26 protein-coding genes and 1 tRNA gene are annotated in these 24786 nt (G+C 65.5%); 20 read left to right on the plus strand and 7 right to left on the minus strand.

All coding sequences use genetic code 11. The features are described from left to right. Positions 1 to 20: 20 nt before the first annotated feature. The gene (locus NDO75_RS10205) at positions 21 to 470 is read left to right on the plus strand and encodes a CBS domain-containing protein (protein ID WP_310906087.1); all 450 of its coding nucleotides are present in this window, start codon (positions 21 to 23) and stop codon (positions 468 to 470) included. Positions 471 to 522: 52 nt separating this feature from the next. Here NDO75_RS10205 and NDO75_RS10210 read toward each other — a convergent pair whose 3' ends face one another. After that, positions 523 to 1290 (minus strand): DUF1028 domain-containing protein, encoded by a 768-nt coding sequence (locus NDO75_RS10210; RefSeq protein ID WP_310906089.1) that lies wholly within the window; start codon positions 1288 to 1290, stop codon positions 523 to 525. A 240-nt stretch (positions 1291 to 1530) separates the two neighbouring features. On the opposite strand from NDO75_RS10210, the gene sepF reads away from it, so the two are divergent. Then, positions 1531 to 1893 (plus strand): cell division protein SepF, encoded by a 363-nt coding sequence (gene sepF, locus NDO75_RS10215; RefSeq protein WP_310906090.1) that lies wholly within the window; start codon positions 1531 to 1533, stop codon positions 1891 to 1893. Positions 1894 to 2094: 201 nt separating this feature from the next. Here sepF and NDO75_RS10220 read toward each other — a convergent pair whose 3' ends face one another. After that, on the minus strand, positions 2095 to 2289 hold the full coding sequence (locus NDO75_RS10220) for a cold shock domain-containing protein (protein ID WP_310906091.1): 195 nt from the start codon (positions 2287 to 2289) through the stop codon (positions 2095 to 2097). Between the two features lie 459 nt (positions 2290 to 2748). Between NDO75_RS10220 and NDO75_RS10225 the strand changes: the two genes are divergently transcribed. The 4 genes from NDO75_RS10225 to NDO75_RS10240 all read left to right on the plus strand — a co-directional run bounded on the left by NDO75_RS10225 (position 2749) and on the right by NDO75_RS10240 (position 7602). Next, complete coding sequence (locus NDO75_RS10225) at positions 2749 to 5151, plus strand: rhodanese-like domain-containing protein (protein ID WP_310906093.1); 2403 nt, start codon at positions 2749 to 2751, stop codon at positions 5149 to 5151. Then, positions 5152 to 6405, plus strand: a complete 1254-nt coding sequence (locus NDO75_RS10230; RefSeq protein ID WP_310906095.1) for a Coenzyme F420 hydrogenase/dehydrogenase, beta subunit C-terminal domain — start codon at positions 5152 to 5154, stop codon at positions 6403 to 6405. A gap of 114 nt (positions 6406 to 6519) precedes the next feature. Then, positions 6520 to 7167 carry a helix-turn-helix domain-containing protein gene (locus NDO75_RS10235; protein ID WP_310906097.1) on the plus strand — a complete coding sequence of 216 codons (648 nt, stop codon included), beginning with the start codon at positions 6520 to 6522 and terminating at the stop codon, positions 7165 to 7167. A 60-nt stretch (positions 7168 to 7227) separates the two neighbouring features. Beyond that, on the plus strand, positions 7228 to 7602 hold the full coding sequence (locus NDO75_RS10240; protein WP_310906098.1) for a VOC family protein: 375 nt from the start codon (positions 7228 to 7230) through the stop codon (positions 7600 to 7602). Between the two features lie 39 nt (positions 7603 to 7641). On the opposite strand, the gene NDO75_RS10245 is transcribed toward NDO75_RS10240, so the two are convergent. After that, a complete protein-coding gene (locus tag NDO75_RS10245; RefSeq protein ID WP_310906100.1) occupies positions 7642 to 8841 on the minus strand; it encodes an MFS transporter in 1200 nt (399 codons plus the stop codon). Positions 8842 to 9150: 309 nt separating this feature from the next. Here NDO75_RS10245 and NDO75_RS10250 point away from each other — a divergent pair, with 309 nt between their 5' ends. The 5 genes from NDO75_RS10250 to NDO75_RS10270 all read left to right on the plus strand — a co-directional run bounded on the left by NDO75_RS10250 (position 9151) and on the right by NDO75_RS10270 (position 14592). After that, positions 9151 to 10167 (plus strand): TAXI family TRAP transporter solute-binding subunit, encoded by a 1017-nt coding sequence (locus NDO75_RS10250; RefSeq protein ID WP_345784902.1) that lies wholly within the window; start codon positions 9151 to 9153, stop codon positions 10165 to 10167. A 39-nt stretch (positions 10168 to 10206) separates the two neighbouring features. Then, positions 10207 to 12276 (plus strand): TRAP transporter fused permease subunit, encoded by a 2070-nt coding sequence (locus tag NDO75_RS10255; protein WP_310906103.1) that lies wholly within the window; start codon positions 10207 to 10209, stop codon positions 12274 to 12276. 286 nt (positions 12277 to 12562) lie between these two features. Beyond that, a complete protein-coding gene (gene citZ / locus NDO75_RS10260) occupies positions 12563 to 13711 on the plus strand; it encodes a citrate synthase (RefSeq protein ID WP_310906105.1) in 1149 nt (382 codons plus the stop codon). Between the two features lie 84 nt (positions 13712 to 13795). Further along, entirely contained in the window at positions 13796 to 13939 is a 144-nt protein-coding gene (locus NDO75_RS10265; protein ID WP_310906106.1) for a hypothetical protein, read from the plus strand. Beyond that, positions 13936 to 14592 (plus strand): helix-turn-helix domain-containing protein, encoded by a 657-nt coding sequence (locus NDO75_RS10270; RefSeq protein ID WP_310906107.1) that lies wholly within the window; start codon positions 13936 to 13938, stop codon positions 14590 to 14592. The genes NDO75_RS10265 and NDO75_RS10270 overlap by 4 nt, the downstream gene beginning before the upstream one ends. Positions 14593 to 14634: 42 nt before the next feature. On the opposite strand, the gene NDO75_RS10275 is transcribed toward NDO75_RS10270, so the two are convergent. Both NDO75_RS10275 and NDO75_RS10280 read right to left on the minus strand, forming a co-directional pair. Continuing rightward, positions 14635 to 14988, minus strand: coding sequence for a hypothetical protein (locus tag NDO75_RS10275; RefSeq protein WP_310906108.1), 354 nt, complete (start codon positions 14986 to 14988; stop codon positions 14635 to 14637). Further along, a complete protein-coding gene (locus NDO75_RS10280; RefSeq protein WP_310906109.1) occupies positions 14985 to 16028 on the minus strand; it encodes a PGF-CTERM sorting domain-containing protein in 1044 nt (347 codons plus the stop codon). The genes NDO75_RS10275 and NDO75_RS10280 overlap by 4 nt, the downstream gene beginning before the upstream one ends. Before the next feature lie 112 nt (positions 16029 to 16140). Here NDO75_RS10280 and NDO75_RS10285 point away from each other — a divergent pair, with 112 nt between their 5' ends. From NDO75_RS10285 to NDO75_RS10310, 6 genes are all read left to right on the plus strand, one after another. Beyond that, positions 16141 to 16563, plus strand: coding sequence for a gamma-glutamylcyclotransferase family protein (locus tag NDO75_RS10285; protein WP_310906110.1), 423 nt, complete (start codon positions 16141 to 16143; stop codon positions 16561 to 16563). A 256-nt stretch (positions 16564 to 16819) separates the two neighbouring features. Continuing rightward, positions 16820 to 18031, plus strand: a complete 1212-nt coding sequence (gene ilvA, locus NDO75_RS10290; protein WP_310906111.1) for a threonine ammonia-lyase — start codon at positions 16820 to 16822, stop codon at positions 18029 to 18031. A 190-nt stretch (positions 18032 to 18221) separates the two neighbouring features. Then, on the plus strand, positions 18222 to 19454 hold the full coding sequence (locus NDO75_RS10295; protein WP_310906112.1) for a serine hydrolase domain-containing protein: 1233 nt from the start codon (positions 18222 to 18224) through the stop codon (positions 19452 to 19454). Positions 19455 to 19507: 53 nt separating this feature from the next. Further along, a complete protein-coding gene (locus NDO75_RS10300) occupies positions 19508 to 19888 on the plus strand; it encodes a Rid family detoxifying hydrolase (protein ID WP_310906113.1) in 381 nt (126 codons plus the stop codon). Between the two features lie 34 nt (positions 19889 to 19922). Continuing rightward, the gene (locus tag NDO75_RS10305) at positions 19923 to 20168 is read left to right on the plus strand and encodes a hypothetical protein (RefSeq protein ID WP_310906115.1); all 246 of its coding nucleotides are present in this window, start codon (positions 19923 to 19925) and stop codon (positions 20166 to 20168) included. 47 nt (positions 20169 to 20215) lie between these two features. After that, positions 20216 to 20297, plus strand: a tRNA-Ser gene (locus NDO75_RS10310). Positions 20298 to 20579: 282 nt separating this feature from the next. On the opposite strand, the gene NDO75_RS10315 is transcribed toward NDO75_RS10310, so the two are convergent. Both NDO75_RS10315 and NDO75_RS10320 read right to left on the minus strand, forming a co-directional pair. After that, entirely contained in the window at positions 20580 to 20870 is a 291-nt protein-coding gene (locus NDO75_RS10315; RefSeq protein WP_310906116.1) for a HalOD1 output domain-containing protein, read from the minus strand. A 117-nt stretch (positions 20871 to 20987) separates the two neighbouring features. Beyond that, the gene (locus NDO75_RS10320) at positions 20988 to 21287 is read right to left on the minus strand and encodes a hypothetical protein (RefSeq protein WP_310906117.1); all 300 of its coding nucleotides are present in this window, start codon (positions 21285 to 21287) and stop codon (positions 20988 to 20990) included. A 799-nt stretch (positions 21288 to 22086) separates the two neighbouring features. On the opposite strand from NDO75_RS10320, the gene NDO75_RS10325 reads away from it, so the two are divergent. Genes NDO75_RS10325 through NDO75_RS10335 form a run of 3 tightly spaced genes read left to right on the plus strand, consistent with a single transcriptional unit; the run spans position 22087 to position 24766 of the window. Then, positions 22087 to 23046, plus strand: coding sequence for a succinylglutamate desuccinylase/aspartoacylase family protein (locus NDO75_RS10325; RefSeq protein WP_310906118.1), 960 nt, complete (start codon positions 22087 to 22089; stop codon positions 23044 to 23046). Between the two features lies 1 nt (position 23047). Next, on the plus strand, positions 23048 to 24205 hold the full coding sequence (locus tag NDO75_RS10330) for a threonine synthase (protein WP_310906119.1): 1158 nt from the start codon (positions 23048 to 23050) through the stop codon (positions 24203 to 24205). Positions 24206 to 24229: 24 nt separating this feature from the next. Continuing rightward, positions 24230 to 24766, plus strand: a complete 537-nt coding sequence (locus NDO75_RS10335; protein WP_310906120.1) for an NUDIX hydrolase — start codon at positions 24230 to 24232, stop codon at positions 24764 to 24766. The last annotated feature ends 20 nt before the right edge of the window (positions 24767 to 24786 follow it).

Below are 24786 nucleotides of genomic sequence, written 5' to 3' on the forward strand. Positions count from 1 at the left end.
TCTGGAATCACGGATCGACCATGATCGAAACCACTGTCGAAACCGTCTCCCTCGAGTCGGCGCGGACGATTTCGCCTGAAACGCCCCTGACCGAGGCAGCCCAACAGCTCCGTCGAACCGAGGTGCCGGCGCTCGTGGTTCTCAGCGACGAGTCGATCGTCGGTATCGTCACCGAGTCCGACATCGTCGCACTGGTCGCGGAAACGGACGAGCAGCCCCCGGTTCGGCAGTTCATGTCGACGCCGGTGACGACGATCACGCCGGACGCGACGCTCTCCGAAGCCGCCGAAACGATGCGCACCGCCGGCGTCAAACACCTCCCCGTCATCGACGACGGCGTCTACCGCGGGCTGTTGTCGGCGGCGACGCTCGCTCCCTACCTCTCGCGACACCGCCTCGAGATCGAGTGGGAAGACGAGCCGATGTCCCTCGAGTCAGTTGAAGGCCGGGAGATCACTGCGGACGACTGATCTCGACCTCGCTCGCGAGACGGACGCTGCCCGCGTTCAGTCCTCGCTGTTTCTACTGTTCTCCGGCTTCGTCCAGCGAATCCGCCTCGAACGCGCCCTCGTACTGGGCGAGCATGTCGCGATAGCCCCGCACTGCGAGGTCGTAGGTCTCCCGGAGGTCCGCGATCGGCGTCTCGGTCGCGTCGATCCGCAGGTCGTTATACGGCGCCGCGACGGCGTGTGACTCCGTCGATGCAACGACCACCGCCGCGCTCTGAACCGGCAGTTCCTCGCGCTTGTCCCCTCCCTCGCGATCGCCGGCCGCCAGCGCGTCGATCAGCCGCTTCGCGAGCGGGTCGGCGTCGACGTCTTCGGTCACGGCGCTCGAGCCGGTCGACGGATCCACCGCGCCGTGGACCGCGCTCGCCTCGTAGGCCTCGGCGGCCGCCTCGAGCACCGCCTCGCCGGTCAGCATGTTTCCCGCGACGGTGTAGTGGTCGCCCTCGCGGCGGCCGTACCAGTCGACGCAGCCCTCGCCGGAGAAGGCGAATGTCGTCTCGCCGTCGACCCCGTGGACCTGGCGCTGGGACGCCCCGTCGTCGGCGTTGAGCAGCGCCTCGAGCGCATCGTCGACGGCGAGCCCGTCGTCGACGTACGCGAGGCCGCGCTCGCCGAGGTCGACGTTGACCAGGCTCTGGGTCGCGATGGCTCCACGCTCGCTGACGAACGGGCAGAGCGTACCCACACCCGGCAGTCGCGTCGTCACTGCGACGCCGAACCGGCAGTGTGATTCCCCGTCGCCGGTCTCGTAATCCTCGCGCACGCAGATGCTGAAGGTCATAAACTACGCTTCGATAATGTCGTAATTAAATGCCTCGGTGTGGACGACCGTCATCTCGAGGAGCCGAATCGAGCGGCTGCCGGCCGTTCGGTGACGAGGGCGACCAACGCCGATTTCGTCGTCTCGACTACCGGATCGCTCGCGAAGTACAGCGATCACGCATCAGCGACCGTGACGGTTCCACCGAGGGGAGTGTGTCTGACGTAAGAACTATACTGGCGGCGGCGGTGGATACCGTCAATGGGACTCATGAGCAAAATTCTCGGCGGCAGTCAGTCGCGGACCGTCGAGGATTACGCCGAACTGGACCTCGAGGACATCTCGACGGAGTCGGCAGCGGCGACGATGCAAGTCCACATCGCGGAGGTCAACAGCAAGGCCGACGCGATCGATATCAAAGACGCCGTCTACGACGGCGACATCGTCATCGCGGACATCACGCGCCTGCGAACCGAGGACAGCACCGTCGAACACATCGTCGACGAACTCCGGCAGGTCGCTCAGGAGGTCGACGGCGACATCGTCCGCAAGGGCGACGACCAGATGATCATCACGCCGACCGGCATCCGCATCAGCCGCGAGAAACTGGGCCAGAAGCTCTAGATCGCCGAACCGCGCTTGTTCTCGTCAGTTTGCCGCTCGAGCGGGACGTTCTCCACTCGAGTACGTATCGACCGCGAGCCGAACCGCTGGCGATCCGCTCGGAGTCAGTCGGCGCTTCTCGTCCAGCGATCGCTCTCTTCGGGCGGGTTCGAGAAAATGAAAGACAGTCCACGTCGCCGTCACCGGCGGTTCGTACTGTGCTTAGACGCGGACGACGTTCGTCGCGCGGGGGCCCTTGGGAGCCTGTTCGATGTCGAATTCGATCTCCTCGCCTTCTTCGAGGTCGGGGCCGCCGACATCTTCCATGTGGAAGAACACGTCGTCGTCCGCGTCGTCAGTCGAGATGAAACCGTAGCCGCCAGTGTCGTTGAAGAAATCAACGTTACCGTTTGCCATTACGACTAAAGGGAGGCCCGAGACCCCGATAACACTTCCGAGAGCCGTGGTACCACGACCGTCGTTGCGTTCGAACGCCACTCGTCTATCGGGCGGTCGGCGGTAACAGCCGGATATTCTTGCCGGGTCCGGCGACGATCGGTTTGGAACCGACTCCGCCGCGACGGGGTCCGAGCGGCGTAGTCCGTCTCGGCCGCCGAATAAAGTCGGGTCGTACGACGGATAACAGAGCTGTCACGAGTGACGACGGCCCGCTGCCGTCGTCCGGGAGCGGCGGTACCGCTTACCCGAACGGGTAGCTGAAAGAGGGCCCCGAAGCTACCGCCAGACACACATGAATGCGACAGTATCGAAGAACCGACATATCTGGCGGTTGCCGGCCGCGCTCGAGCCCGGCGCTCGACGCTCGGACCCGACCGTCCCCCGGACGACCGGCGCTGGACCAGTGGGTGATCGTCCGTGAGCATCGACCTCTCGATCGTCCCGCCGTCGTGGCTCGAGACCAACCTGGAGTCGGACTCGGTCGTCGTCGTGGACGTCCGCGAGCGGCGGGCCTACGAGGAACTGGGCCACGTTCCGGGCGCAGTCAACGTTCCGGCCGATCAGTTCCGGGATCCGAGCAGCGTCGCGGAGGGGAAGCTACCGACAGCGGACGAGTTCGCGGCCCTCCTCTCCGCGGTCGGGATCGACCGTGCGGACACCGTCGTCGCCTACGGTAACGCGGGCCCGCTCGCGGCCCGATTCTTGCTGACCGCCCTCGTCTACGGCCACGAGGGTCCCCTCCGCCTGCTCGACGGCGGACTCGAGGCGTGGCGCGACGGTGAAGACCGGACGCTCGCGACCGAGACGCTCGACCTCGAGCCGACCGAGTACGACGCCACGCGGCGGGGCGACGCGCCGATCGCCGACCGCGAGGACGTGGAAGCCGCGGTGGAGGGCGACGGCGTCGTCGTCGACACCCGCACCGCAGCCGAGTACGACCGGTCCCGAGTTCCGGGTGCCATCCACCTCGGCTGGGAGGAATTTCTCGAGGACGGGCGACTCAAACCTGAGGGCGAACTCGAGGACCTGCTGGCCGACGCGGGGATCGCGCCCGACGATCGGGTCGTCCTCTACTGTAACACGGCCCGGCGGCTGAGCCACACCTACGTCGCGCTCCGCCATCTCGGCTACGAGGACGTCGTGTTCTACGAGGGGAGTCTGACCGACTGGGTGCGTGCGGAAGCGCCCGAGTGGGATCCCGTCGAGCTGCAGGCGCAGGTCCGCCACTACGCCGCGAACGGCGGCTTCGAGGCCATGGTCGACGAGCTGGGGGAGGACGTGCTCAACAGGCTGAAGCTGATTGGCCTCTACCACCAGAAACAGGAAGGGTACTTCATGCTCCGAACGCGGGCCCCCGGCGGCGTGTTGACCGCCGAGCAGGCCCGCGTCGTCGGCGAGGTGGCAGACGAGTTCGCACGGGCTCCCGAGGCCTATGGCGGCCCCGACCAGAATCCCGTCTTCGGCGACGGCTACCTCGACGTCACGACGCGTCAGGACGTCCAGATGCACTGGATCGAGATCGAGGACATCGCGGAGATCTGGGACCGCTACGACGCAGTCGGCCTCTCGACGATGCAGGCCTGCGGCAACTCCGTGCGCAACGTGGTCGGCTGCCCCGCTGCCGGGCTCGATCCCGACGAGACCGTCGATACCCGACCCGTCGTCGAGCGGGTGAGTCAGCGGTTCCTCGGCGACCGCCGCTACGCCAACTTGCCGCGGAAGTTCAAGGTCAGCGTCACGAGCTGTCACGAGGACTGCGCCCGATCGGGCATTCAGGACCTCGGGTTGACGCCTGCCCGCAAGGACGGCCGCGAGGGCTTCGCCGCCCATGTCGGCGGCGGGCTCTCGGACGGGCCCCGCGTCGCCAGCGACATCGATCTGTTCGTCGAACCGGAGCGAGTCGACGACCTCGTCGCCGCGATGGCCGACCTGTTCGCGGAACGGGGCAGCTACCTCGACACCGCGGTCAACCGCTTGCGCTTCCTCGTCGCCGAACTCGGTCCCGAGCGGTTCCGCGAGGAGCTCGAGTCCTACGCCGACTTCGAGTTCGAGGAGCCGGACGAGGTCCTGACGACGGGCTACCGCAGCGATCACGTCGGCGTCCACGAGCAGGCCGACGGCCGCTCGTACGTCGGGCTGAACGTCCCGACGGGCCGGATGGGCGGCGACGAGTTCGCGGCCCTCGCCGAACTGGCCGCCGATCTGGGCGACGGCGAACTCCGACTGACGCCCAACCAGAACGTCCTCGTGCCCCATCTCGACGACGCGGAACTCGAGGCGCTCCTGGCGGATCCCCTGCTCGAGCGGTACAGTCCCGATCCGGGCCCCTTCACGCGCGGGATCGTCACCTGCACCGGCCGGGAGTTCTGCACGTACGGGATCATCGAGACGAAGAACCGGGCGATCAGGTGGGCACGCGAGTTAGACGAGTGGGCCGCGGCGGCCGGTATCGCCGACGAGCACGACGCGATCCGGCTCCACATGTCCGGCTGCTCGGCCTCCTGTGCTCAACCCCAGCTCGGCGATTTCGGGCTGCGCGGCGAGGTCTATCGCGACGACTACGAGTCGGGCCGTGCGGCCGACCTCGGGCTGGGTGGGGACCTCGGGAACGACGAGTTCATCGACTGGCTCGTCGGGAAGATTCCGATCGACGACGTGCCGGCGGTCGTCCGGGCGACGATGCGCGCATACGAGGCCGACCGCCAGCCCGACGAGTCCTTCGCCGAGTGGACCCGCCGAACGCCGGACGCGGCCCTGCGCGAGATTCTCACCGAAACGCCGGCACGCGAGTCGTCCGCCGCCGAACCGGAGGTGAGCTAGATGTCCGGGACGAACCCCTCCAGCGCGGCCGAGAATCGGCCGGGCGTGCCGCGGAAAGGCGTCGGTAACGATCCGCGCGAGCAGCACCGCGACGTGGCCGAGGCACCCGGCAAGATCTGGTTCCGCGATCTGGACGAGGCCGTCATCGAGGCCGACCGCTGCGTGCAGTGTGCCTCCTGCGTCGCCGCCTGTCCGTCCGACTCTATCGGCATCGACGCCGAGGAGGGCCGGCCCACCCTCGTCCGGATGTGTACCGGCTGCTCGCGGTGCTGGGACTTCTGTCCCCGCAGCGGGCTGCGTTACGAGCGCCACCTCGAACTCGCGCGGGAAGAGCGCGCGCTCGAGGAGCCGGCGACCTACGCCGCGCGGGCGGACGACGCGGCCGCCGCGGCCGGGCAGGACGGCGGCGTCGTAACGGCGCTGCTGGCCGAACTGCTCGAGGCCGGCGAGATCGACGGGGCGATCGTCGCGCGAGAGCGCGAGGACGAGCCGCTCCGGGGCGAGGCCGTGCTGGCGACCTCCCGCGAGGAGTTACTCGAGGCCGGCGGCAGCATCTACAATCAGACGATGGGACTGGGGCGGATCGACGAGCTACTGGCCGACGCCGAACTCGGTGACGACCCCGACCTCGCGCTCGTCGGCACGCCCTGTACGATTCAGGGCGCGACCGCACTCGACCGCTACGACCACGCGCCCGCCGATCCGATCGCGCTCACGATCGCGTTGCTGTGCACCCGGAGCTTCGAGCACGACCGACTGGTGTCGCGCCTCGAATCGTTCGGCGTCGACCCCGCAGCGGTCGATCGGCTCGACGTCAGCGACGGCCGGCTCCGCGCGGTCGACGAGAGCGGCGACACGTTGCTCGAGACGCCCGTCGACGAGTTCGACGCGGCGGGACTGCGCGGCTGCGACGAATGTGCGGATTTCGTTGGCGACGCGGCCGATATCAGCGCCGGTAGTGTGGGTAGTGCGGACGGCTACACCACCGTCGTCGTCCGGTCCGATACCGGTGACTCGGCCTGGGAGCAGGCCGCCCCCGCCCTCGAGACGACTGCAATCGATCGGCCGAGCGTGCTCGAGCGCCTGGCCGACTGGAACCGGCGACGAGCCGAATCGACCCTCCCACGGGAGTTCGACCCCGAGGGGAGCGTCGGGATCAGCTACGACCGACACCGCGAGGCGTACGACGGGACCGACCGCGAGCCCGAGGCGCTGAACCCGGCCCGCGTCCACCAGTACGAGGAGTGGTGTTGAGGCGGCTGTCCGATGCAGAACGGCAGTGAAAGCGTCGTTCGATCCGTGGCAAGAATTTCCACGGCGCGGGAATTGCCGGGGCCGGTTATGACGCCTGGGACCGGACTAGCGCATATGACGGGTTTTCGTGCAACGGTCGTCATCCGCGATCCGGACGGCTGCCCGGTCGCCGACGTCTCGGCACACGCCGACGAGCCGGTCGACTCCGTCTCCCGGTCGTCGCAGGTGACGGCCGACGGGACGGTCGTCGAGGAGTTCGGCGTCGCCGCGGACGCCGCGGTCGACGGCGGAGCCGACGTCGAGATAACGCCAGTCCAGGAAAACGAACAGGAAGCGATCTACCGATTCGAGCGCGACGGGGCCGCCGACTGCGCCTGCGAGATCGTCGAGACGACGGGGACGCCGGTCTCGTCGGTCCGGGCTCAAGACGGTGCGCTACTGGTCTCGTTTCGCACCCTCGAGCTCGCCGAGGTCGCCGAGATCGTCGACGAACTCCGGGCGTACTTCGACGGGGTCCTCGTCGAGGAGCTCTCGCAGGACCACGAGGACGTCTCCGCCGATCCGGTCGTCGTCGATCGGGAGGAGCTCACGGCCCGCCAGCGGGAAATTCTGGATACGGCCCACGAGATGGGCTACTTCGACTATCCCAAGGGCGCGAACGCGACCGACGTGGCCGAGGAACTCGGCGTCGCCCGGTCGACCTTCACCGAGCACCTCGCGGCCGCCCAGACGAAGCTCATGGACGCGATCCTCGAGAAGTGAGCCGGAAGCGGTAACGCACGTCCCAGTAACGCTTTCATCGGCGGCGCCCTCCTCGCGGATATGGACGTCATTCACACTGCGCTGTGGGTATCGAACATCGAGCAGACGCGGAACTTCTACGTCGACGCCCTCGGCCTGACTGAGAACTGGTCGTTCACCGGCGACGACGGCGTCGAGAACGTCTACATCGGCGGCGAGAACGCCGAGTTCCAGTTCAAGCACGACCCCGACGACGAACCCGAAATCGATTCCGGGTCGATGGCCCACGTCGCGGTCGGCGTCGACAGCACCGACGAGACGTTCGAGCGGTTGCTCGAGCGCGCGGATCCGTCGGTCGAGATGGAGCCGACGACGATGGACGAGATCGGCGTCCGCGTGGCGTTCGTCGCGGACCCAGACGGCTACGTCGTCGAACTGGTCGAAGAACTCGAGTGACGGCCGGGGATCGGAGCCCGATGAATCCGTGCTCGTCGGCTACGCGTCGGTCGCGGCGGGTTCCGCGACGGCCGGCTGGGTCCGGATGACCTGCACGACGAGGACGGAAGCGACGACCGCAGTGCCGGCGAGAAAGAGCCAGGCGGTCCGGTAGCCGACGGTATCCGCCACGTAGCCGAACGCGGGTGGGGCGACCAGTGCGCCGCAGGTGAGCGCGAGTTGACCGCCGGCGGTGGCACCGCCCATCTCCTCGGCTCGGACGAGCGTCGCCATGGCCGAGTAGTAGACGCCGGTGTAGCCGAGCACGAAGAAACCGAGGAGGGCGAACGAAATCGCAGCGCCGCGCGCGGTGGTCGTCGACGTGACGACGACGAACATAACCGCGCTGCCCAGCGCCTGAACGACGAGGAGTCCGCCGATCCTGACGCGCGGCTCGCCGGGGAGAACGTCGCTTAGCCAGCCCGCCAGCACGCGCCCGACGCTACCGAACAGCTGGACCAGCGCGAGGACGACGCCGCCGACGGCGACGGACGCGCCGATCGCTTCGTCGACGTAGAGAACAGTGTAGCCGGTCGTCGTGAACAGCGCCGCACCGAGGAAGAAGCCGGCGGTCAGCAACACCACGTACGGCCGGTTCGCACGCAGCGCGCCGAAGTCGGGGTAGCCGCCGCTGGCCCCGCCGTCGGCGCTCGAGTAGCGCCACGCGAAGCCGACGGCGACGACTACGCCGAAGGCCGCGGCGACGAGGAAGCCGGCCCGCCAGAACAGCGCGCCCGCGAGGCCGGTGATCAGTAACGCGCTGATGCCGCTGCCGCCGGTGACGCCGACCTGCTTGATCCCCATCGCGAGGTTCTGGCGGCCCGGTTCGATGGCGTCGAAGATCGCCTTGTTCGTGCCCGGCATCGCGGTTCCGTAGGTCGAACCGAGGACGAACACTGCCGCGAGCAACAGCGGGTACGTCGGCGCGCCCGCGACCAGCAACACGCCGCCGGCCAGTCCGATGAGGCCCAGCGTCAGTGCCGTCCGCACGCCGAACCGGTCCGTTAGCGCACCGAGCGGGAGCAGGAAGACCGCGTAGCCGAGCGTGAGCGTGGTGACCACGATGCCGACCCGAAACCGCGAGAGGCCGAACGCGTCCCTGAAGAACGGCGTCGCGGCGAAGATCGTGTAGTAGCAGATGCTCGCCGAAATCTGCCACGTCGTGACGAGCAGGACTGTTCGCCAGTACGACCGATCCATTAGACGGTGGCTCTTCGAAAACCGCTTAAAAAAGAGTGCCGTTATCGATTCTCACGATCAGAATTTTGCCCTATTTATAATACTATTATTATAATCATACACTATACTGGCTGTTCCAAGATATGTCTAGAGAACCCTTCTAGAGACGGTTTCACAAGGTATTGTTAGTGAAAGACAGACATAAACTCCCAGTATATGTCATCTAAAAAACTACACGGACATTTTCGAGGATAACAATAGATTTTTATAGTGATGATCGAAAGTGGAGCGGTAATGTGTGCCAAAAGAGATCACAGTAGGCGAAACGTTCTGAAAGGCGCGGCGACGGCCGGGGTCATCAGCATGGCCGGCTGTCTCAGCGGTGGCGACGACAAGATCACCGTGACGATCGGCGGCACGTCGACCGGCAGTTCGACGCAGGCAGCCGGACAGGCGCTCGCCCGCGCCGCACAGAAGCACAGCGACGTCATCAACGTGTCCGTCCAGGAGACGGAGGGATGGACGGCGAACCTCCGCGAGTTCGACAGCGGCAATATCCCCGCGATGGGCGTCGACAACAACTCGATCTCCAAGGCGATGAACGACGAGGGGCCGTTCGCCGACAATCCCGTCGACTCGCTCCCCCACCAGGGATTCATGTTCACGTCGCTACAGATCCACATCCTCGGTCTCGAGGGCAGCGGCCTCGAGTCGACCGCGGACCTCAAAGAAGGCGGCTATACGATCTACCCGATCCAGCCCGGCTTCGGGACCCGCCTCCTGACCGAGGAGATTCTCAAGGGGGCCGGCGTCTGGGAGCCCAACGAGATCAACAACGCGAGCACCGGCGACATCCCCGGTCAGGTCGAGCAGGGCAGCATCGACGCGATCTGTATGTACGGCGCGAACGGCGTCGAACTCTCCGGCTGGTGTCAGAACGTCGACGTCCGGAGCGGCGACGGACTCTATCTGCTCGAGGTCGACGACGACTTCCGCCAGGTCATCGAGGACCATCCCGGCGCGCTGCTCGAGGAGTTCGAGCCCTACGGCTACGAGCAGGACGTAAACAAGGTCACCGACACCGTCACGTCGTGGTCGCTCGCCGCCCAGTGGGCGTTCGGTCCCGACGTGCCCGCCGAGGCGACCAAGGAGATCGCTCGGCTCTCGAACGAACACCACGACACGCTTCGCGAGGCCGACTCGACGACCCTGGAGTTCACGCCCGAACTGATGACCCAGACTGTCATGGAGGACCTCGAGGTTCACGAGGGCGTCGCCGAATTCTTCGAGGAGAACGACGTCTGGGACGACTCCTGGACGCGCGGCGAAGCCGAATCCAGCGAGTAACGTTATCGAACAGCCGATTTCTTTCAGTAACCCCTGAAAATGGTAGAAAACGACGACAACGACCGCACTGACGGGGCCAGCGCCGTCGACGATGAGCCGGACGTGTCCGCCGTCGACGAAAGCGGTGTCCTCGAGACGGACAACCCGCTGTCCGTCGCCGACGGCCTCCGGGGGAAGTTCGAGTGGGCGGTTATCCTCGGATCGATCCCGTTCTGGCTGCTGGTCTTCTGGTACTCGGGAACGCAGATGATGGACCGAAGTCGGTACGCCGTCCTCTTCCTGGGCGGGGTCCTCCTGCTGTATCTGCTGATCGAACTCCCGGAAACGATCGAAGAGAACAATCACATCGAGACGGTGCTGCTGACCCTTTCGGGAATCGTAGTTCTCGTTGCGACGGTGTATCTGTTCACCGTTTTCAACGACCTGGTCTACGACCGCGCTGGTCAGGCCTACGGGTACGAACTCGCGCTCGGGCTCGCGATCACGCTTACGATGATTTATCTCACGTGGCGATCGTTCGGCGCGACCTTCCTGATCGTCGTCCTCGGCGGCATCGGGTACGGGTTCGCCGGCCCGTACCTCGGGGGCACGCTCAGCCACGGGGGACTCACCGTCGAGCGGACGCTACGGATCCTCGCGATCAGCGGCGACGGGTTCTACGGCTTCCTGACCAAGCTCGTCGCGGCCTGGATCGCCCTGTTCCTGCTGTACGCGGGGCTGTTGAAGGCCTACGGTGCGTTCGATCTCATCCTCCGGATCGCCGTTCGATCCGCGAAGTACATCGACTCCGGGATCGCACAGACCGCCGTCCTCTCGAGCGCCGTCATCGGCTCGGTCAACGGGAGTCAGACCGCGAACGCCGGCATGACCGGCTCCTTCACGATCCCGCTGATGAAAAAGAGCGGGATCAAGTCCGAGACCGCCGGCGGTATCGAGGCGGTCGCGTCGACGTCCGGCCAGGTGTTGCCACCGGTCATGGGCGCCGGCGCCTTCATTATGGCCTCGCTGGTCACCGGAATCACGTACGGGGACGTCATTATCGCGGGCCTCATTCCCGCGGCGATTCTCGTCGTCTCGATCTTCGTCGCCGTCCACTACGTCGCGAAGCCGCAGATCACCGATCCCTCGATGAGCGGCGTCTTCGACGAGAAGCTGAGTCGCCGGGAGGGCTTGCTCGAGTCGATCAAGTACGGCGTGCCGATCTTCATCCTGGTCTACCAGCTCGGCTACGTTCAGGTGACGGTGATGACTGCGGCGCTGCAGACGGCCGCCTCCATGATCTTCCTCGGGATCACGATCCCGCTGATCAATGCGAAACTCGAGGGCGACGACCTCGGATCGACGCTGACCCACACGTTCAAGCAGACGATAGAGGGGTTCCGCGAGGGCGTCATCGTGGTCGCGCCGATCACGATCATCCTGGCGGCGATAAACGGTGTCGTCGACATCCTGATGGCTACCGGCGTACCGACGGCCATCTCGCTGACGCTGATGGATCTCTCGGGCGGCGTTCCGCTCATCGCGTTCTTCCTCGCGATGGTCATCTGCATCCTGCTGGGTCTGGGCATGCCGACGACCGCGTCCTACACCGTGGTCGCCCTGCTGATCGCGCCGACGCTGATCAACCAGTTCCTCGTGCCCGACCTGGCCGCGCACTTCTTCGTGTTCTACGCGGCGATTCTGGCAGGACTGACGCCCCCGATCGCTACGTGCGTCGCGGTCGCGACGGGAATCGCCGGCGGCAACTTCTGGCGAACCTGCGTCGAGGCGATCAAGATCTCCGCGCCGCTGTTCGTCCTCCCCTTCGCGTTCGTCTACCACCCGGAGATCATCACCGGCGGGTTCGGCGCCGACGCGCTGATCACCGGTGGTATCGCCCTGCTGGGCGCCATCGCCATCATTCACGGGATCAATTACCAGTTCCCGTACAACCGCGGCGCGACGACCGGACTCCGCGTCGTGTTCTTCGGGGCCGGTATCGTGGCGATGGTGTACCCCGACCAGATGGTCCAGTTCGCCGCGCTCGGCCTCGTCGTCATCCTCTACGGCATCCAGATGACGCTCGGCCAGTCGAAGCCGGCCGAAACGATCTCCGAAGCCGGCGACTGACGGCCCTGACGGAATCGACTTGATTTCACTGCGGCCTTTCGATCTGTTTTTCCGCGCACCTTGCGCTCGACGGCGCCGTCGAGCGAAGCGTCCCCCGCGATCGAACCGAGACGAAAAATGATTACAGTGTGCTGTCCGCGGTATCGACTGACTGTCTGTTCGTTCGATCACGAAACTAGCTTTCGTCTGTAGTCGTAAAAGCGGCAAAACGAGGACAATCGAGGTGTCGACAGCCGTCACTGGGCAAACGATAATACTTTTCCATTGGGGTCCGAAATCCCTGAGTATGTCTGACGACCTCAAGAAAGGGCTCGAGGGTGTGTTGGTTGCCGAATCGGAACTCAGTTCGATCGACGGCGACGCCGGCCGGCTGATCTACCGCGGCTACACGATCGAGGACCTGGCCCGCGGCGCGAGCTACGAGGAAGTCCTCTATCTCCTCTGGAACGGTCATCTCCCCTCCGAGGACGAACTCGAGCCGTTTACCGACGCGCTGATGGACGAACGTGAGGTCGACGACGACGTTCTCGAGACGATGGAGAAACTCGCTGCCGCCGACGAGCAGCCGATGGCCGCGCTGCGAACTGCCGTCTCGATGTTCTCCGCCTACGAGCCCGAAGACGACGCCGATCCCGAAGACCTCGAGGCGACGCTTCGGAAGGGGCGTCGGATCACGGCCAAGATTCCGACCGCGCTCGCGGCTTTCGAGCGATACCGCCTCGGCGAGGAGCCGGTCGACCCCCACCCTGATCTCGGACTGGCGGCGAATTTCCTCTACATGCTCTCCGGCGAGGTGCCCGACGACATCGCGGCCGAGACGTTCGACCAGGCGTTGATCCTCCACGCCGACCACGGTCTGAACGCCTCGACCTTTACCTCGATGGTCATCGGCTCGACGATGGCCGACATCTACAGTGCCGTCACGGGCGGTATCAGTGCCCTGTCGGGGCCGCTCCACGGCGGCGCGAACCAGGACGTCATGGAGGTCCTCATCGAGATCGACGAGAGCGACCTCGACCACCGCGAGTGGGTCGAGCAGGCGACCGAGGAGGGCCGGCGTATCCCCGGTTTCGGCCACCGCGTCTACAACGTCAAAGACCCGCGCGCGAAGATCCTGCAGGAACGCAGCGAGGAACTCGCCGAGACCGGCGAGAGCAAGTGGTACGACTACACGACAACCATCGAGAAGTACCTCACCGACGAGAAAGGGCTCGGTGACAAAGGCATCGCCCCCAACGTCGACTTCTATTCGGGCTCCGTCTACTACCAGCTCGGCATCCCGATCGACATGTACACCCCCATCTTCGCGATGAGTCGCGTCGGCGGCTGGATCGCCCACGTCCTCGAGTACCAGGAGGACAACCGCCTCATCCGCCCGCGCGCCCGCTACACCGGGCCGCAGGATCAGGAGTTCGTCCCGCTCGCGGAGCGATAACGCCGGGACCGCTCTCGAGACGAACGCGCCCACGTTTTAGGACCGGCAGACAACAGTTAACAATTCTCACACCGACGTCCACGTATGGCCCTCGTCGACTCGCAGCCGCCGGTCCGGCGACGGCTCGAGCGGCACCGCGTGGACGAGCGAACGGCGCTTGCGACGCCGACTGACGCGCCCGAAACGAAGGGTCGAGAGACGGCCGCCGTCTCCGGGGGCGAGCGATGAGCTTCATCGCGGAGTTCACGGTCTCGAATCCGATCATGCAGTCGGCCCGACGAGCGGCCCCCGAGGTCACGGTCGAGGTCGAAGACGAACAGCCGGGGCTAACGGGGAATTCGAAGTTGATCTTCTGGGCATCGGGGACGGAGGACGACCTCGAGCGCTTCTTTCGCGAACTGGCGACCGATCCCACCGTCGCGTCGTTCGAGATCCTCTCGAGGCTCCCCGAGCGACGACTCTTCCGCGTCACGCTGTCCGCCGAGGGCGAACGCGGGCTGACGTACGTCGACGCGATCGACATCGGCGTCACGCTCCTCGATATCGAGGCGAGCGGAGGCGAAACGAGGTACCGCGCGCAGGTTCCGAGCCGCGACGCGCTCTCGCAGTACCGCAAGCGGTGTAACGAACGCGGTCTCTCGTTCGACCTCCGTCGCATCTATCGGAGCGAGGCGGGGGAGACGGAACGATACGGTCTCACCCCTCGCCAGCGGGACGTGTTACGTCGTGCGCTGGAAGCGGGCTACTTCGAAGTCCCGCGCGAGGTATCCACGGCAGAACTGGCCGACGAGTTCGACATCTCGAGTCAGGCGCTCTCCGCACTCCTCCGGCGCGGACACAGAACGATCTTACGGAGCGTATTTCCCGACGACGAGTCCTAACACATCGATCGGTACCACGGACGAACTCCCGTCGACGGACAGTCAGTTCAGTTCGCGGACGACCAGCGACACGCCGATCAGCGACGACAGCAGGACGGCGAGGTTGAACGCGGCGCGGATCGGCGGCTGGTACTTCGGATCGACCCAGAGATCGATCGTGTCCGTCACGCTGCCGTAGAACTGCGTCAGCGCGTAGATGGCCAGCAGCGAACAGACGGCGAGCGCGCCCCAGGCGAGGTAGCGTCGGACCGTCTCGGAGCCGGGGTCGAATCCGGCGGTCGCGCTCGAGTCGGTCTGCGCTCGAGACGCGTTCTCCTGATTCGGCTCGTCGGTTAGCTGGTCTGCGTTGCTGTCGATCGATGGTTCCGTCGTCGGTTGTGTCGGTGTGTCAGTCATTGGTTCCTCCGTGCGAGTGCGATCGTTGCGAGCAGTGCGACGATGGCGATGCCCATCCCGAAGCCGGGCGTTCCGCTGGAACCATCGTCGGTGTGGGTATCCGAGCCGTCCGTTTCGCTGCCGTCTCCCCCGCTGCTGTCGCCCGTTCTGCTGAAGTCGCTGACCTCGAGCCCACCCTCGGCCGTCGTCTCGTCGACCGAGAGGTTGCCCGGCCCGAGGTTCGCGGCCGCGCGGTCCGTGCCGACGATGGTGCCGTCCCGCCAGAGCACCGCGTCGAGGTAGTAGTCGTACCCCTGAGGGACGGTCAGATCGACGGACGGCGACGCGGTCTTGCCGGACTCGATCGCCGAGAGTTCGACGGTCGCCGTGTCGGCGACGACGTTCGAGTCGGCCTGGCGTGCCTTCACCTCGAGTTCGAGGTCGGATTCGGTGCCGTCGCCCGTGTTGGTGAGATAGCTGCGGACCGCCAGGGTCGCGGTGTCGGCGGTCGACGACTCGATCGAGTAGCCGATCGCGGGGACGTCCGCGAGGCTCCCGCCGCCGAAGCGGTGGAACTCGACGTCCGTAGCCGCATACGCGGGGATCAGCGAGCCAACGCCTTCGACGGTGTGGCTTGCCGAATCGATCCGCCGGCCGTCCCGGTAGACGTACGTCTCGATTTCGTAGCCGCTCTTTCTGGGTACGTCGACCGTACTCGAGACGACGACTTCGCCGTCGTCTGTCAGCGTCTCGACGCGTCGTTCGGTGGTGTCCTCGACGAGGCCGGTCTTCGTGTCGATCGCCCGGTGGACGACGGTGACGTTCGAGACTGGATCGCCGCGGTGCTCGAGGTACGTATCGACGGCGAGCGTAGCGGTGCCGCCAGTAACCTCGTCCGTGCTGATCGTGAGTTCGACCAGCGACACCCGACCGGTGTTCTCGACAGCGCCGGCCGTCTTCGACTGGTCGGGATCGGAGACCGCGCCGGCGAGCGCGAGTGTCGTGAGCGCTCCGACCACGACCACGAGCGCCGCAACGGCCAGGAGGGACTCGCGGTTCATATCAACACGCTTAGATCAGTTGTATAAATGCTTTGTGTAGTTGGTTACGAAGAAAACCGGCGCCGCGATCCGGAGCAGTACGCGCAAGAGGGTGGAGCCGGAACCCCCTCTCGTGCTCGTCTTCGTGTATGGTACGCTGACCGAACCGGAGCGAGTCGCGACCGTCCTCGGGCACGGTCCCGCCGACGCAGCGGAGGCGTTCGTCGGCCGCGCGACGCTCGAGGGGCTGCACCGGGTCGAGGGCCGGTATCCGACGCTCGCGCCGGCCGGCAGCGTCGCCGGCCGACTGCTCGCGGTCGACGAGGCGGGACTGTCCACGCTCGACGAGTACGAGGGGGTCGAGGCCGGGCTGTACGCCCGCGTCGAGGTCCCGGTGGAGGGCGTATTCGACGGTTTTGACGAGCGATGCTGGGTGTACGTCGGCGACCCGGATCGGCTTGATGCCGACGTAACGTGGCCCGGAGACGGATCGTTTCGCGATCGCGTTCGACGAGTCGTTTCCGAGCGCGATGCCGTGGTACGAAGTCACGAATGACGCTCGTCTGCTCACCGTCTGACACGGCTCGGAACCCGACGCTGTCGTGCGATTCCACTTTCGCCGCGGGTGCATGAGATTTATATGGTATGGGTCCCCTTCTCCAGTTGCACGTCACACGCCGTGCATTCCCTGTATTCCCTGTCGTGCTGTCTCAGTGTGACAGCACGTTTCTGTGGGGCGACGGTGCGGGCCCGCGACGGCTCCCCCGTCCTCCGACAGTAATCCTTACACCGCACGCCGAGTAGACGGGCGTATGCTCGAACTCTCGGACATTCTCGAGGCGCGCGAGCGGGTGCGCGAGACCTCCCGCCAGACCCCGCTCGAGCGCTCGCACACCTACTGCGCGATGACCGGGGCCGACGTTCGGCTCAAACTGGAGAACTTCCAGCGGACGGGCGCGTTCAAGATCCGCGGGGCGACGAACCGGATCGCGACGCTCTCCGAGTCACAGAAAGAGGCAGGCGTCGTCACGGCGAGCGCGGGGAACCACGCGCAGGGGGTCGCGCTCGCAGCCACGCGCTCGGGCGTTGATTCGAAAATCGTCATGCCCGAGCACGCGCCGATCTCGAAGGTCAAGGCCACGAAAAGCTACGGCGCGGAGGTCGTCCTCGCGGGTCGGGACTACGACGCGGCCGCGGAGCGCGCCCACGAGATCGAACGCGAGGAAGGCCGGACCTACGTCCACGCCTTCGACGACGAGTACGTGATGGCTGGGCAGGGGACGATCGGTCTCGAGATAATCGAGGACTGTCCCGACGTCGAGACGGTCGTGGTTCCCATCGGTGGCGGCGGGCTCATCAGCGGTATCGCGGTCGCGATCAAGGAACAGAACCCCGACGTGCGCGTGATCGGCGTCCAGGCCGAGGGCGCCTCGAGCGCCGCCGAATCCCTCGCGAAGGGCGAGCGCGTCTCGATCGACGAGGTCGACACGATCGCGGACGGCATCGCCACCCGCAGTATCGGCGAACAGACGTTCCCGTACATCGAGGAGTACGTCGACGAGGTCGTCACCGTCTCTGACCCCGAGATCGCCGTCGCACTGGTCTACCTCCTCGAGCGCTCGAAGACCCTCGTCGAGGGCGCGGGCGCGGTGCCGCTGGCCGCGCTCCTCTTCGAGGCGTTCGACTACGCCGAGGACGAGGTCATCGTTCCCACGCTCTGTGGCGGCAACATCGATCTCAACACGCTCACCAACGTCATCATCCGCGGGTTAGTCGAGACCGGCCGTTATCTGAAGATTCGGACCGTCCTCAAAGATCGGCCGGGCGCGCTCGAGGACCTGCTCGAGATCTTCACCGCTCACCGGGCGAACATCTACGCGATCCACCACGATCGGACCTCCCGGGAGGTCGAGATGAGCGACACCGAAGTCGAGATCGAACTCGAGATGCGTGGCCCCGACCACGTCGATGCCTTCCTCTCGGACCTGCGGGACGCGGGCTATGCGGTCGACGTGCTCGCCTAGCGACGAGTGTCGGCGCGGCCCCTAGGGATCGGATGCGCTTCAGGGCGGACCTTGCGTCGCCGCTGGTACCGCTCTCGCCCGACCGTTTCCGGTCGAAACGGTTTATAGACCGGTCGTATCGCCGACCTCGAACGTTCGTGTTCGAGTACCTAGCTATTGTTAATTATCTATCAACAGGGATACCGCGGTCATGGAGCGTCGAAAACTCCTCGGCAGCATCGCAGCCGCGGCAATCGGATCGACGGTATCGACATCGGCAGCGGCGGGCTCGGAAAAAGGCGAAAAGACCTCTCACCCGCCGTCGGACACGGAACCGACGTGGAAGTCGGACATCCTCCCGACCGGGACCGAGCGGATCGCGGAGACGTTCTACGACCAACTCGAGCGGGAACTTCACCACGGCGCACAGCTCGCCGTCTACCACGAGGACGAACTCGTGGTGAATCTCGCCGGTGGCACGACCGGTCCCGACGGGGGCGCGGAGCGGACCGACACCCGCCACATTCTCTTCTCGACGACGAAGCCGTACACGGCGGCCTGCGTCCACCATCTGGTCGACCAGGGACTCGTCGACTACGACGACTACGTCGTCGAGCACTGGCCGGCGTTCGCGAAGGGGGACAAGCGGAAGAAACACGTGACGATTCGGCACGTCCTCTCGCACCAGTCCGGCCTGCACGCGATTCCGGCAATCGACGACAATCCGGCGGTCTGGGGCGACCCCAAAAAGAAAGAAAACCTCGTCGAGGAGGCCGAGCTCCTGTATCCACCGGGGACGCGCACGGACTACCACCTGCTGAGTTACGGGTGGATCATCGACGGGCTCACCCGAAACGTCGTCGGGAAGCAGATCGACGAGATCGCCGAGGACGCGATCTTCGACCCGCTCGGGATAGACGATACGGGCATCGGGCTCGAGGGCGACCACGGCGACGTCGCGACCCTCGTCGGGTTCGAGCCGCACGACCAGATCACCGAGCCCGAGTCACCGGGATACAACGCTTACGTCGCCGATCTGTTCAACAGCGCGAGCGTCCAGCACAGCGTCGTCGGTGCCGCCACCGGGATCGGAACGGCCCGTGATCTGGCGCGGTTCTATAACTGTCTCCTGAACGACGGTGAAGACGTACTTAGCGAGCGGGTGACTCGCGCGTTCACCTCGCTCGAGGTCGAACAGGCGGAGGACGGCGAGTACGTTCGTCGCGGTCTCGGCGTTCGCTTCGGCGGTAAACCCGGCGACGACTTCGGCGTGACCGCCTCTCAGGCCGTCTACGGACACGGCGGTCTCGGTAGCATCATGACGTGGGCCGATCCCCACAACGACATCGCGTTCGCGTACGTCACGAACGGAATCCGGGACGGGTACGAACACAGCCAGCGCGTCGCCCGACTCGGTGACACGGTGCGCCACGAACTCTCGTAACGGCGACTGGCGGCGTCACGTCTTTTAAATCATACCGGTGCGAACCACTGGCTATGAAGCGAATCATCGAGACCGACGACGCACCCGCCGCGGTCGGCGCCTACAGCCAGGCGACCACCGACGGCTCACTGCTGTTCACCGCCGGGCAGATCCCGCTGACGGCCGACGGTGACCTGCTGGACGACGAATCGATCGAAGCACAGACCGAGCAGGCCCTCTACAACCTCGACGCCGTCCTCGACGAGGCTGATGCCACGTCCGCGGACATCCTCAAGGTGACCGTCTTCCTCGACGACATCGACGACTTCGAGGCGATGAACGAGGCTTACGCCGACTACTTCGACGACGAACCGCCGGCCAGAAGCGCCGTCGAGGTCGCGGCGCTGCCGAAGGGCGTCGGCGTCGAGATCGAGGCCGTCGCGAGCCTCGAGTGAGTGCCGTGCCGGTCGTGACGGCGGAGGTTCGCCCGTGAGCGGCTATCCGGCTGGAAAGCGGGGTATCGATCCGCGCCTCAAATCGGCCCTGCTGTGGGGGATCGTCGGCGCCCTCTCGTTTCTGGTGCTCGTCCAGGGGTACGCGCTGGCGGTCGAGCCAATCGTGTCGATCGCCGGTACAGCCGCGCTCGAGTTGCTGATCGGCGTCGGAGCCGGAATCGGCGCGTACCTGCTCGAGCCGCGATTCGCGGCGTGGGCGGCGGATCGCACGACGGAGTGACTGCATCTCGTAAGGGTTAAACGACGGACCCGGCTAAGATCACCTGAGCCAGGATGGCCGAACGGTAAGGCGCACGCCTGGAAAGCGTGTTCCCTTTCGGGATTCAGGGTTCAAATCCCTGTCCTGGCGTTTTTTGTCGCGAGCGACTCGCGAGCGACGAAAACCTAATGAAGGGGTTTGAACACGCGGGTCGCACGCTGTCGAGCGAAACGAGACCGATCGTCTCGCATCTGTTCAAATCCCTGTCCTGGCGTTTTCCGTCGCAACCGAATTCGTGAACGACAAGAACCGAATGTGAACACGCGAGTCGCACGCGGCCACGACGTCGGACTGATGATCTCTCGATTCGGGCGATTTTGCGATGTGATCCCCGCACCGGTTCGAACGTCTCTCTGATTTCGGGGACAGTAACTATTCTCCGCCTCCGTAGACGAGAACTCGGGTCGGCTCTTCGATGCGGATACGATAGCCGTAGATTGTAAACTCGACCACGAGATCGTTAGATACGGTTCCTTTTTGCACGAGCGTGTCGAACCCACTGGGATCGATGCGATCGAACAGTGTTTGACCGTGTTTCGTGGAGAGGGCCGTCGGATCGACTTCCTCGAGGGTAGCGATTGCCCGAATGACGGCGACGCTGGGCGGCGTATCGGCGTCGTAATCGTACTCGAGGAGCGGTCGTCGATCGGAGTCACTGCTCATCGCAGACTACGTAGGTGATTGAATCGAACGCACTTCACAGTTTACCTCGCTGGAACCGACATTTGAATTTCGGCCTCCGTGCCTGGTCATTTGTACTCCTTATGGCGCACGGTTATTTTACGTCCGATCCAGTTCTGCCGTCTTCGCTTCCTCGATCCAGTCCTCTTCCGAGAGGTCGTCCCAGTATCGGATCATCCGGCTCCGGGGATCGTAGTCGACGATACCGTGTTCTTCCAGCCTCGGGAGGTGGTGATGCTGTAACGCGATTTCGACTTCCTCTCGATGATCGTCCGGTGGTTCGTCACCGGGTGGTGTTTCCCAGTTCGCAATCGCCTCTATCAGGTCGCTGTATTCGACGGCGTCTCCGGACGCCTCGTGGAGATAGTAGAGGACGTATCGCCGTCGCCGGTCGGCCATGACCGCGAACAATTTATCGATTTTCGATCCGCTTCCGTCTACTATCGGTCGACAGCCGTCGGAAACGGATAATCTCTTAGACATTCTACCGGTTCCTTTGGCAAGTTTAGCTAAGTAGGTTACACATGTTATCACATGCCGATTGGACGGTGTACTGACGACGGATCTGAATTTGGGGACGTAACGGCGTACTGGCACCGCTAGGGGTCGCGAGCGCGGTGCCCGCTGGAGGGTGTCGAGAGGGAGGACCAACGGGGCGAGCAGCGTCGGTGACTCGAACGAGACGGCCTCTGACGGACGCTCCTGAATTCGTGTGGTGAAGCCCACCCCTTCGGTTTAGCTCGCTCCCGATCCGGGTGTACCACCGACAGTAGTGCCGACGAGCACCACTGCTACTGGCGATCGAACGCGAGCGTCGGGTGAACGGGTACGGAAGGAGGCGCTGGATTAGCGCGTGATCTCTGCGGGAGAATCGGTCGCGATCCAGCAATCGGGATCATCCGGATCTCTGAGCCGCAGACTGCCGCTTTGACACACCACCAGTTCGTATCGAGGGTCCATGATGATCCCGTCGACGACTGCATCGGGATCGGATATCGTAACGTGGCTCGTACCGGGCGATCGGACCGGAGTAGGGACCCCATACTACCCGAATAGCGCCGTCGCGAACCGACCGCCGAAACGTCCGATCGGGGAGGGAGCCACGCAGTGGCGTTGGATGGACCGACCGCCGCCGCTGGTGGCAGAATACCTGCAGTCAAAGGATAGTATAAAGGCCGACGGGTTCATCGTGAGGGACATGACGACGACGCTCGGAACGGCGAGCGCGGGGCCCGGCGAGATGGATACGGGCCGTCTCGAGGTCGGCGAAACGCGGGACGGAAGCCCGTTCGGGCTCCCAGTCGCCGTGATCAACGGCGCATCTCGCGGGAAGACCCTCTACATGCAGGCGGCGAGCGATGGCGACGAACTCAACGGCGTTGGCGTCCTCCAGCGCGTCGTGCCACAGCTCGATCCGGCCGACATCTCGGGGACGATCCTGATCGTGGGGATCGTCAACTACCACGCGTTTCAGGTCGCCGAACACCGAAATCCGATCGACGATACGAAGATGAACCGGGCCTATCCGGGCAACGAGAACGGCACCTCGAGCGAGCGGATCGCGGCCGCCACGTTCGACGCCGCGACCCGGGCCGATCTGGTCCTCGACCTCCATCAGGGGTCGACCAGTCGGATGTTAGACGAGGTCCGCGTGCGCTGTGGCACACGCCATCGGCTCCACGATCAGTGCCTCGAGCTCGCGAAGGCCTTCGGCTGCGGCTACGTCCTCGATCAGAAGGGACCGGACGGTCAGCTGGCTCGCGCGGCTCCCGACGAGGGAGTCCCGACCGTCGACCCCGAACTCGGCGGGGCCGTCGGCTGGGACGAGACGAGCATTCGGAAAGGCGTCGAGGGTGTCTTCAACGTCCTCCGGTACTACGGCTTCCTCGACGGTGAGCAGCGCCTCGAGACGCAGACTCGCGCCAGCGGCTTCGAGCAGTACGGCGCACCCGCGGGCGGGCTCGTCACGCTCCAGAAGGACCTCGGCGACCGGATCCGGCCCGGCGAGCCGCTGTTCGAGGTGACGACGCCCTTCGGCGAGCCGAAAGCCGAAGTGACGGCCGATAGCAACGGGATCCTCTGGCGGGCGCGTCGACTACCACAGGTCGCGACCGGCGAGTACGTCTGCTCGGTCGGCACCGACATCGGGGAGTACTGACATGGCCTCGAATCTCACCTGTCCCGACTGCGGGACCGTCTACGAGGCCGGGCCCGACGAACCGTGGCGCTGTGGCTGCGGTCATGCACTGGAGTTCACCGAACGACCGCATCCGCAGGGCGATCCCCTGCCGCTACACAGTCTCGACACCAGCGAGGGACTGTGGACGTTCTTCGAATTCCTCCCGATCGAACAGCACGTCACGTTCTACGAGGGGTTTACGCCGATGGTCGACGCCCCCGACTGGGATGCCAAGTTCAAACTCGAGTACGTCTTCCCTACGGGCTCGTTCAAGGACCGCGGCGCGACGACGACTCTCTCGCGGGCCGTCGAACTCGGCGTCGAGAAGGTCATCGAGGACTCCTCGGGCAACGCGGGTGCGTCGATCGCGACCTACGCCGCGCGGGCGGGGCTCGAGGCGGACATCTACGTCCCGGCCGACGTCAAGCAGTCGAAGCTGATGACGATCCAGCGGGCGGACGCGCGCCCCGTTCGCATCGAGGGGAGCCGCGGCGACGTGACGGCAGCCTGCCTCGAAGCGGTCGAGGGCGACTCGAGCGGTGACGAGGCGGCGGCCGGCGAGCGCAACGCCCCGTACCAGACGGGCGAGGGCTGGTACGCCAGCCACGCCTGGAATCCGGCCTTTTACGCCGGCACGATGACGTTCGCGTTCGAGTTGGCTGCCCAGCAGGGGTGGTCAGTCCCCGCCGCCGTCGTCCTCCCGATCGGCCACGGCACGCTCTTTCTCGGCGCGTACCGCGGCTTCTCGCTGCTCAACGAGGCCGGCATCGTCGACGGTATGCCCCGACTACTCGGCGCACAGGCCGCCGGCTACGCACCGATCGTCGCCGCGCTCGGCGGCGGTACGACCGACGAGGACGGCGAAGGAACCACTATCGCCGACGGCATTCAGATCAGCGAACCTGCCCGCGGTACCCAGATCCTCGAGGCGATCGAGGAGACCGGCGGCGGCGCGATCGCGGTCGGCGGCGATCCGATCGAAACCGCGCTCGATCGACTCCACCGCAACGGGTTCTACGTCGAGCCCACCTGTGCGGTCGCGCCGGCCGCCCTCGAGCAGTACCGCGAGCGCGGCGTCGTCGACGACGACGAGGACGTCGTCGTGCCGCTGACCGGCAGCGGACTGAAAACGCTTTGAACCGTCGGTCCCAGAACCCGATAGATGGTCAGCCGTCCGCCGACGTTTTGCCCTGATTGTGGAACTCGACTCGAGCCAGCGACGGTCGACGATCGCGAGCGGATGCGCTGTCCGGCCTGCGACGCGGTCGTCTGGCACAACCCGGTCCCCTGCGCCGGCGTCGCGGTAGTCGACCGCGCCGGCCGAGAGCCGGCCGTTCTCTGCGTCGAACGCGGCGTCCCGCCGGGCGTCGGCGAGTGGACGATCCCCGGCGGCCACATCGAGACCGGCGAGGAACCGCCCGAAGCGGCCGCTCGCGAACTCCGCGAGGAGACCGGCGTCGCCGTCGACCCCGCCGACCTCGAGATCCTGGCCGCGTCGGCGATGCCGCCTCGAGGCGGCAAACACGTGGTGACGGTCCACTACGTGGCCGACCGCGCCGACGCCGAGGGCGAGCCGGTCGCGGGCAGCGACGCGACGGACGCCCGGTTCTGGACGCCCGCGGCGTTCGACGCCTCCGGGGAGACGTTTCGGCCGGTCCACGAAGACCGGTTTCGGGAGGCCGCCGCTCTGTTCGAGTGAAATGTGGAAACGCGGAGTCG

Source organism: Natrinema sp. 1APR25-10V2 (assembly GCF_031626495.1).
Classification (GTDB): Archaea; Halobacteriota; Halobacteria; order Halobacteriales; family Natrialbaceae; genus Natrinema.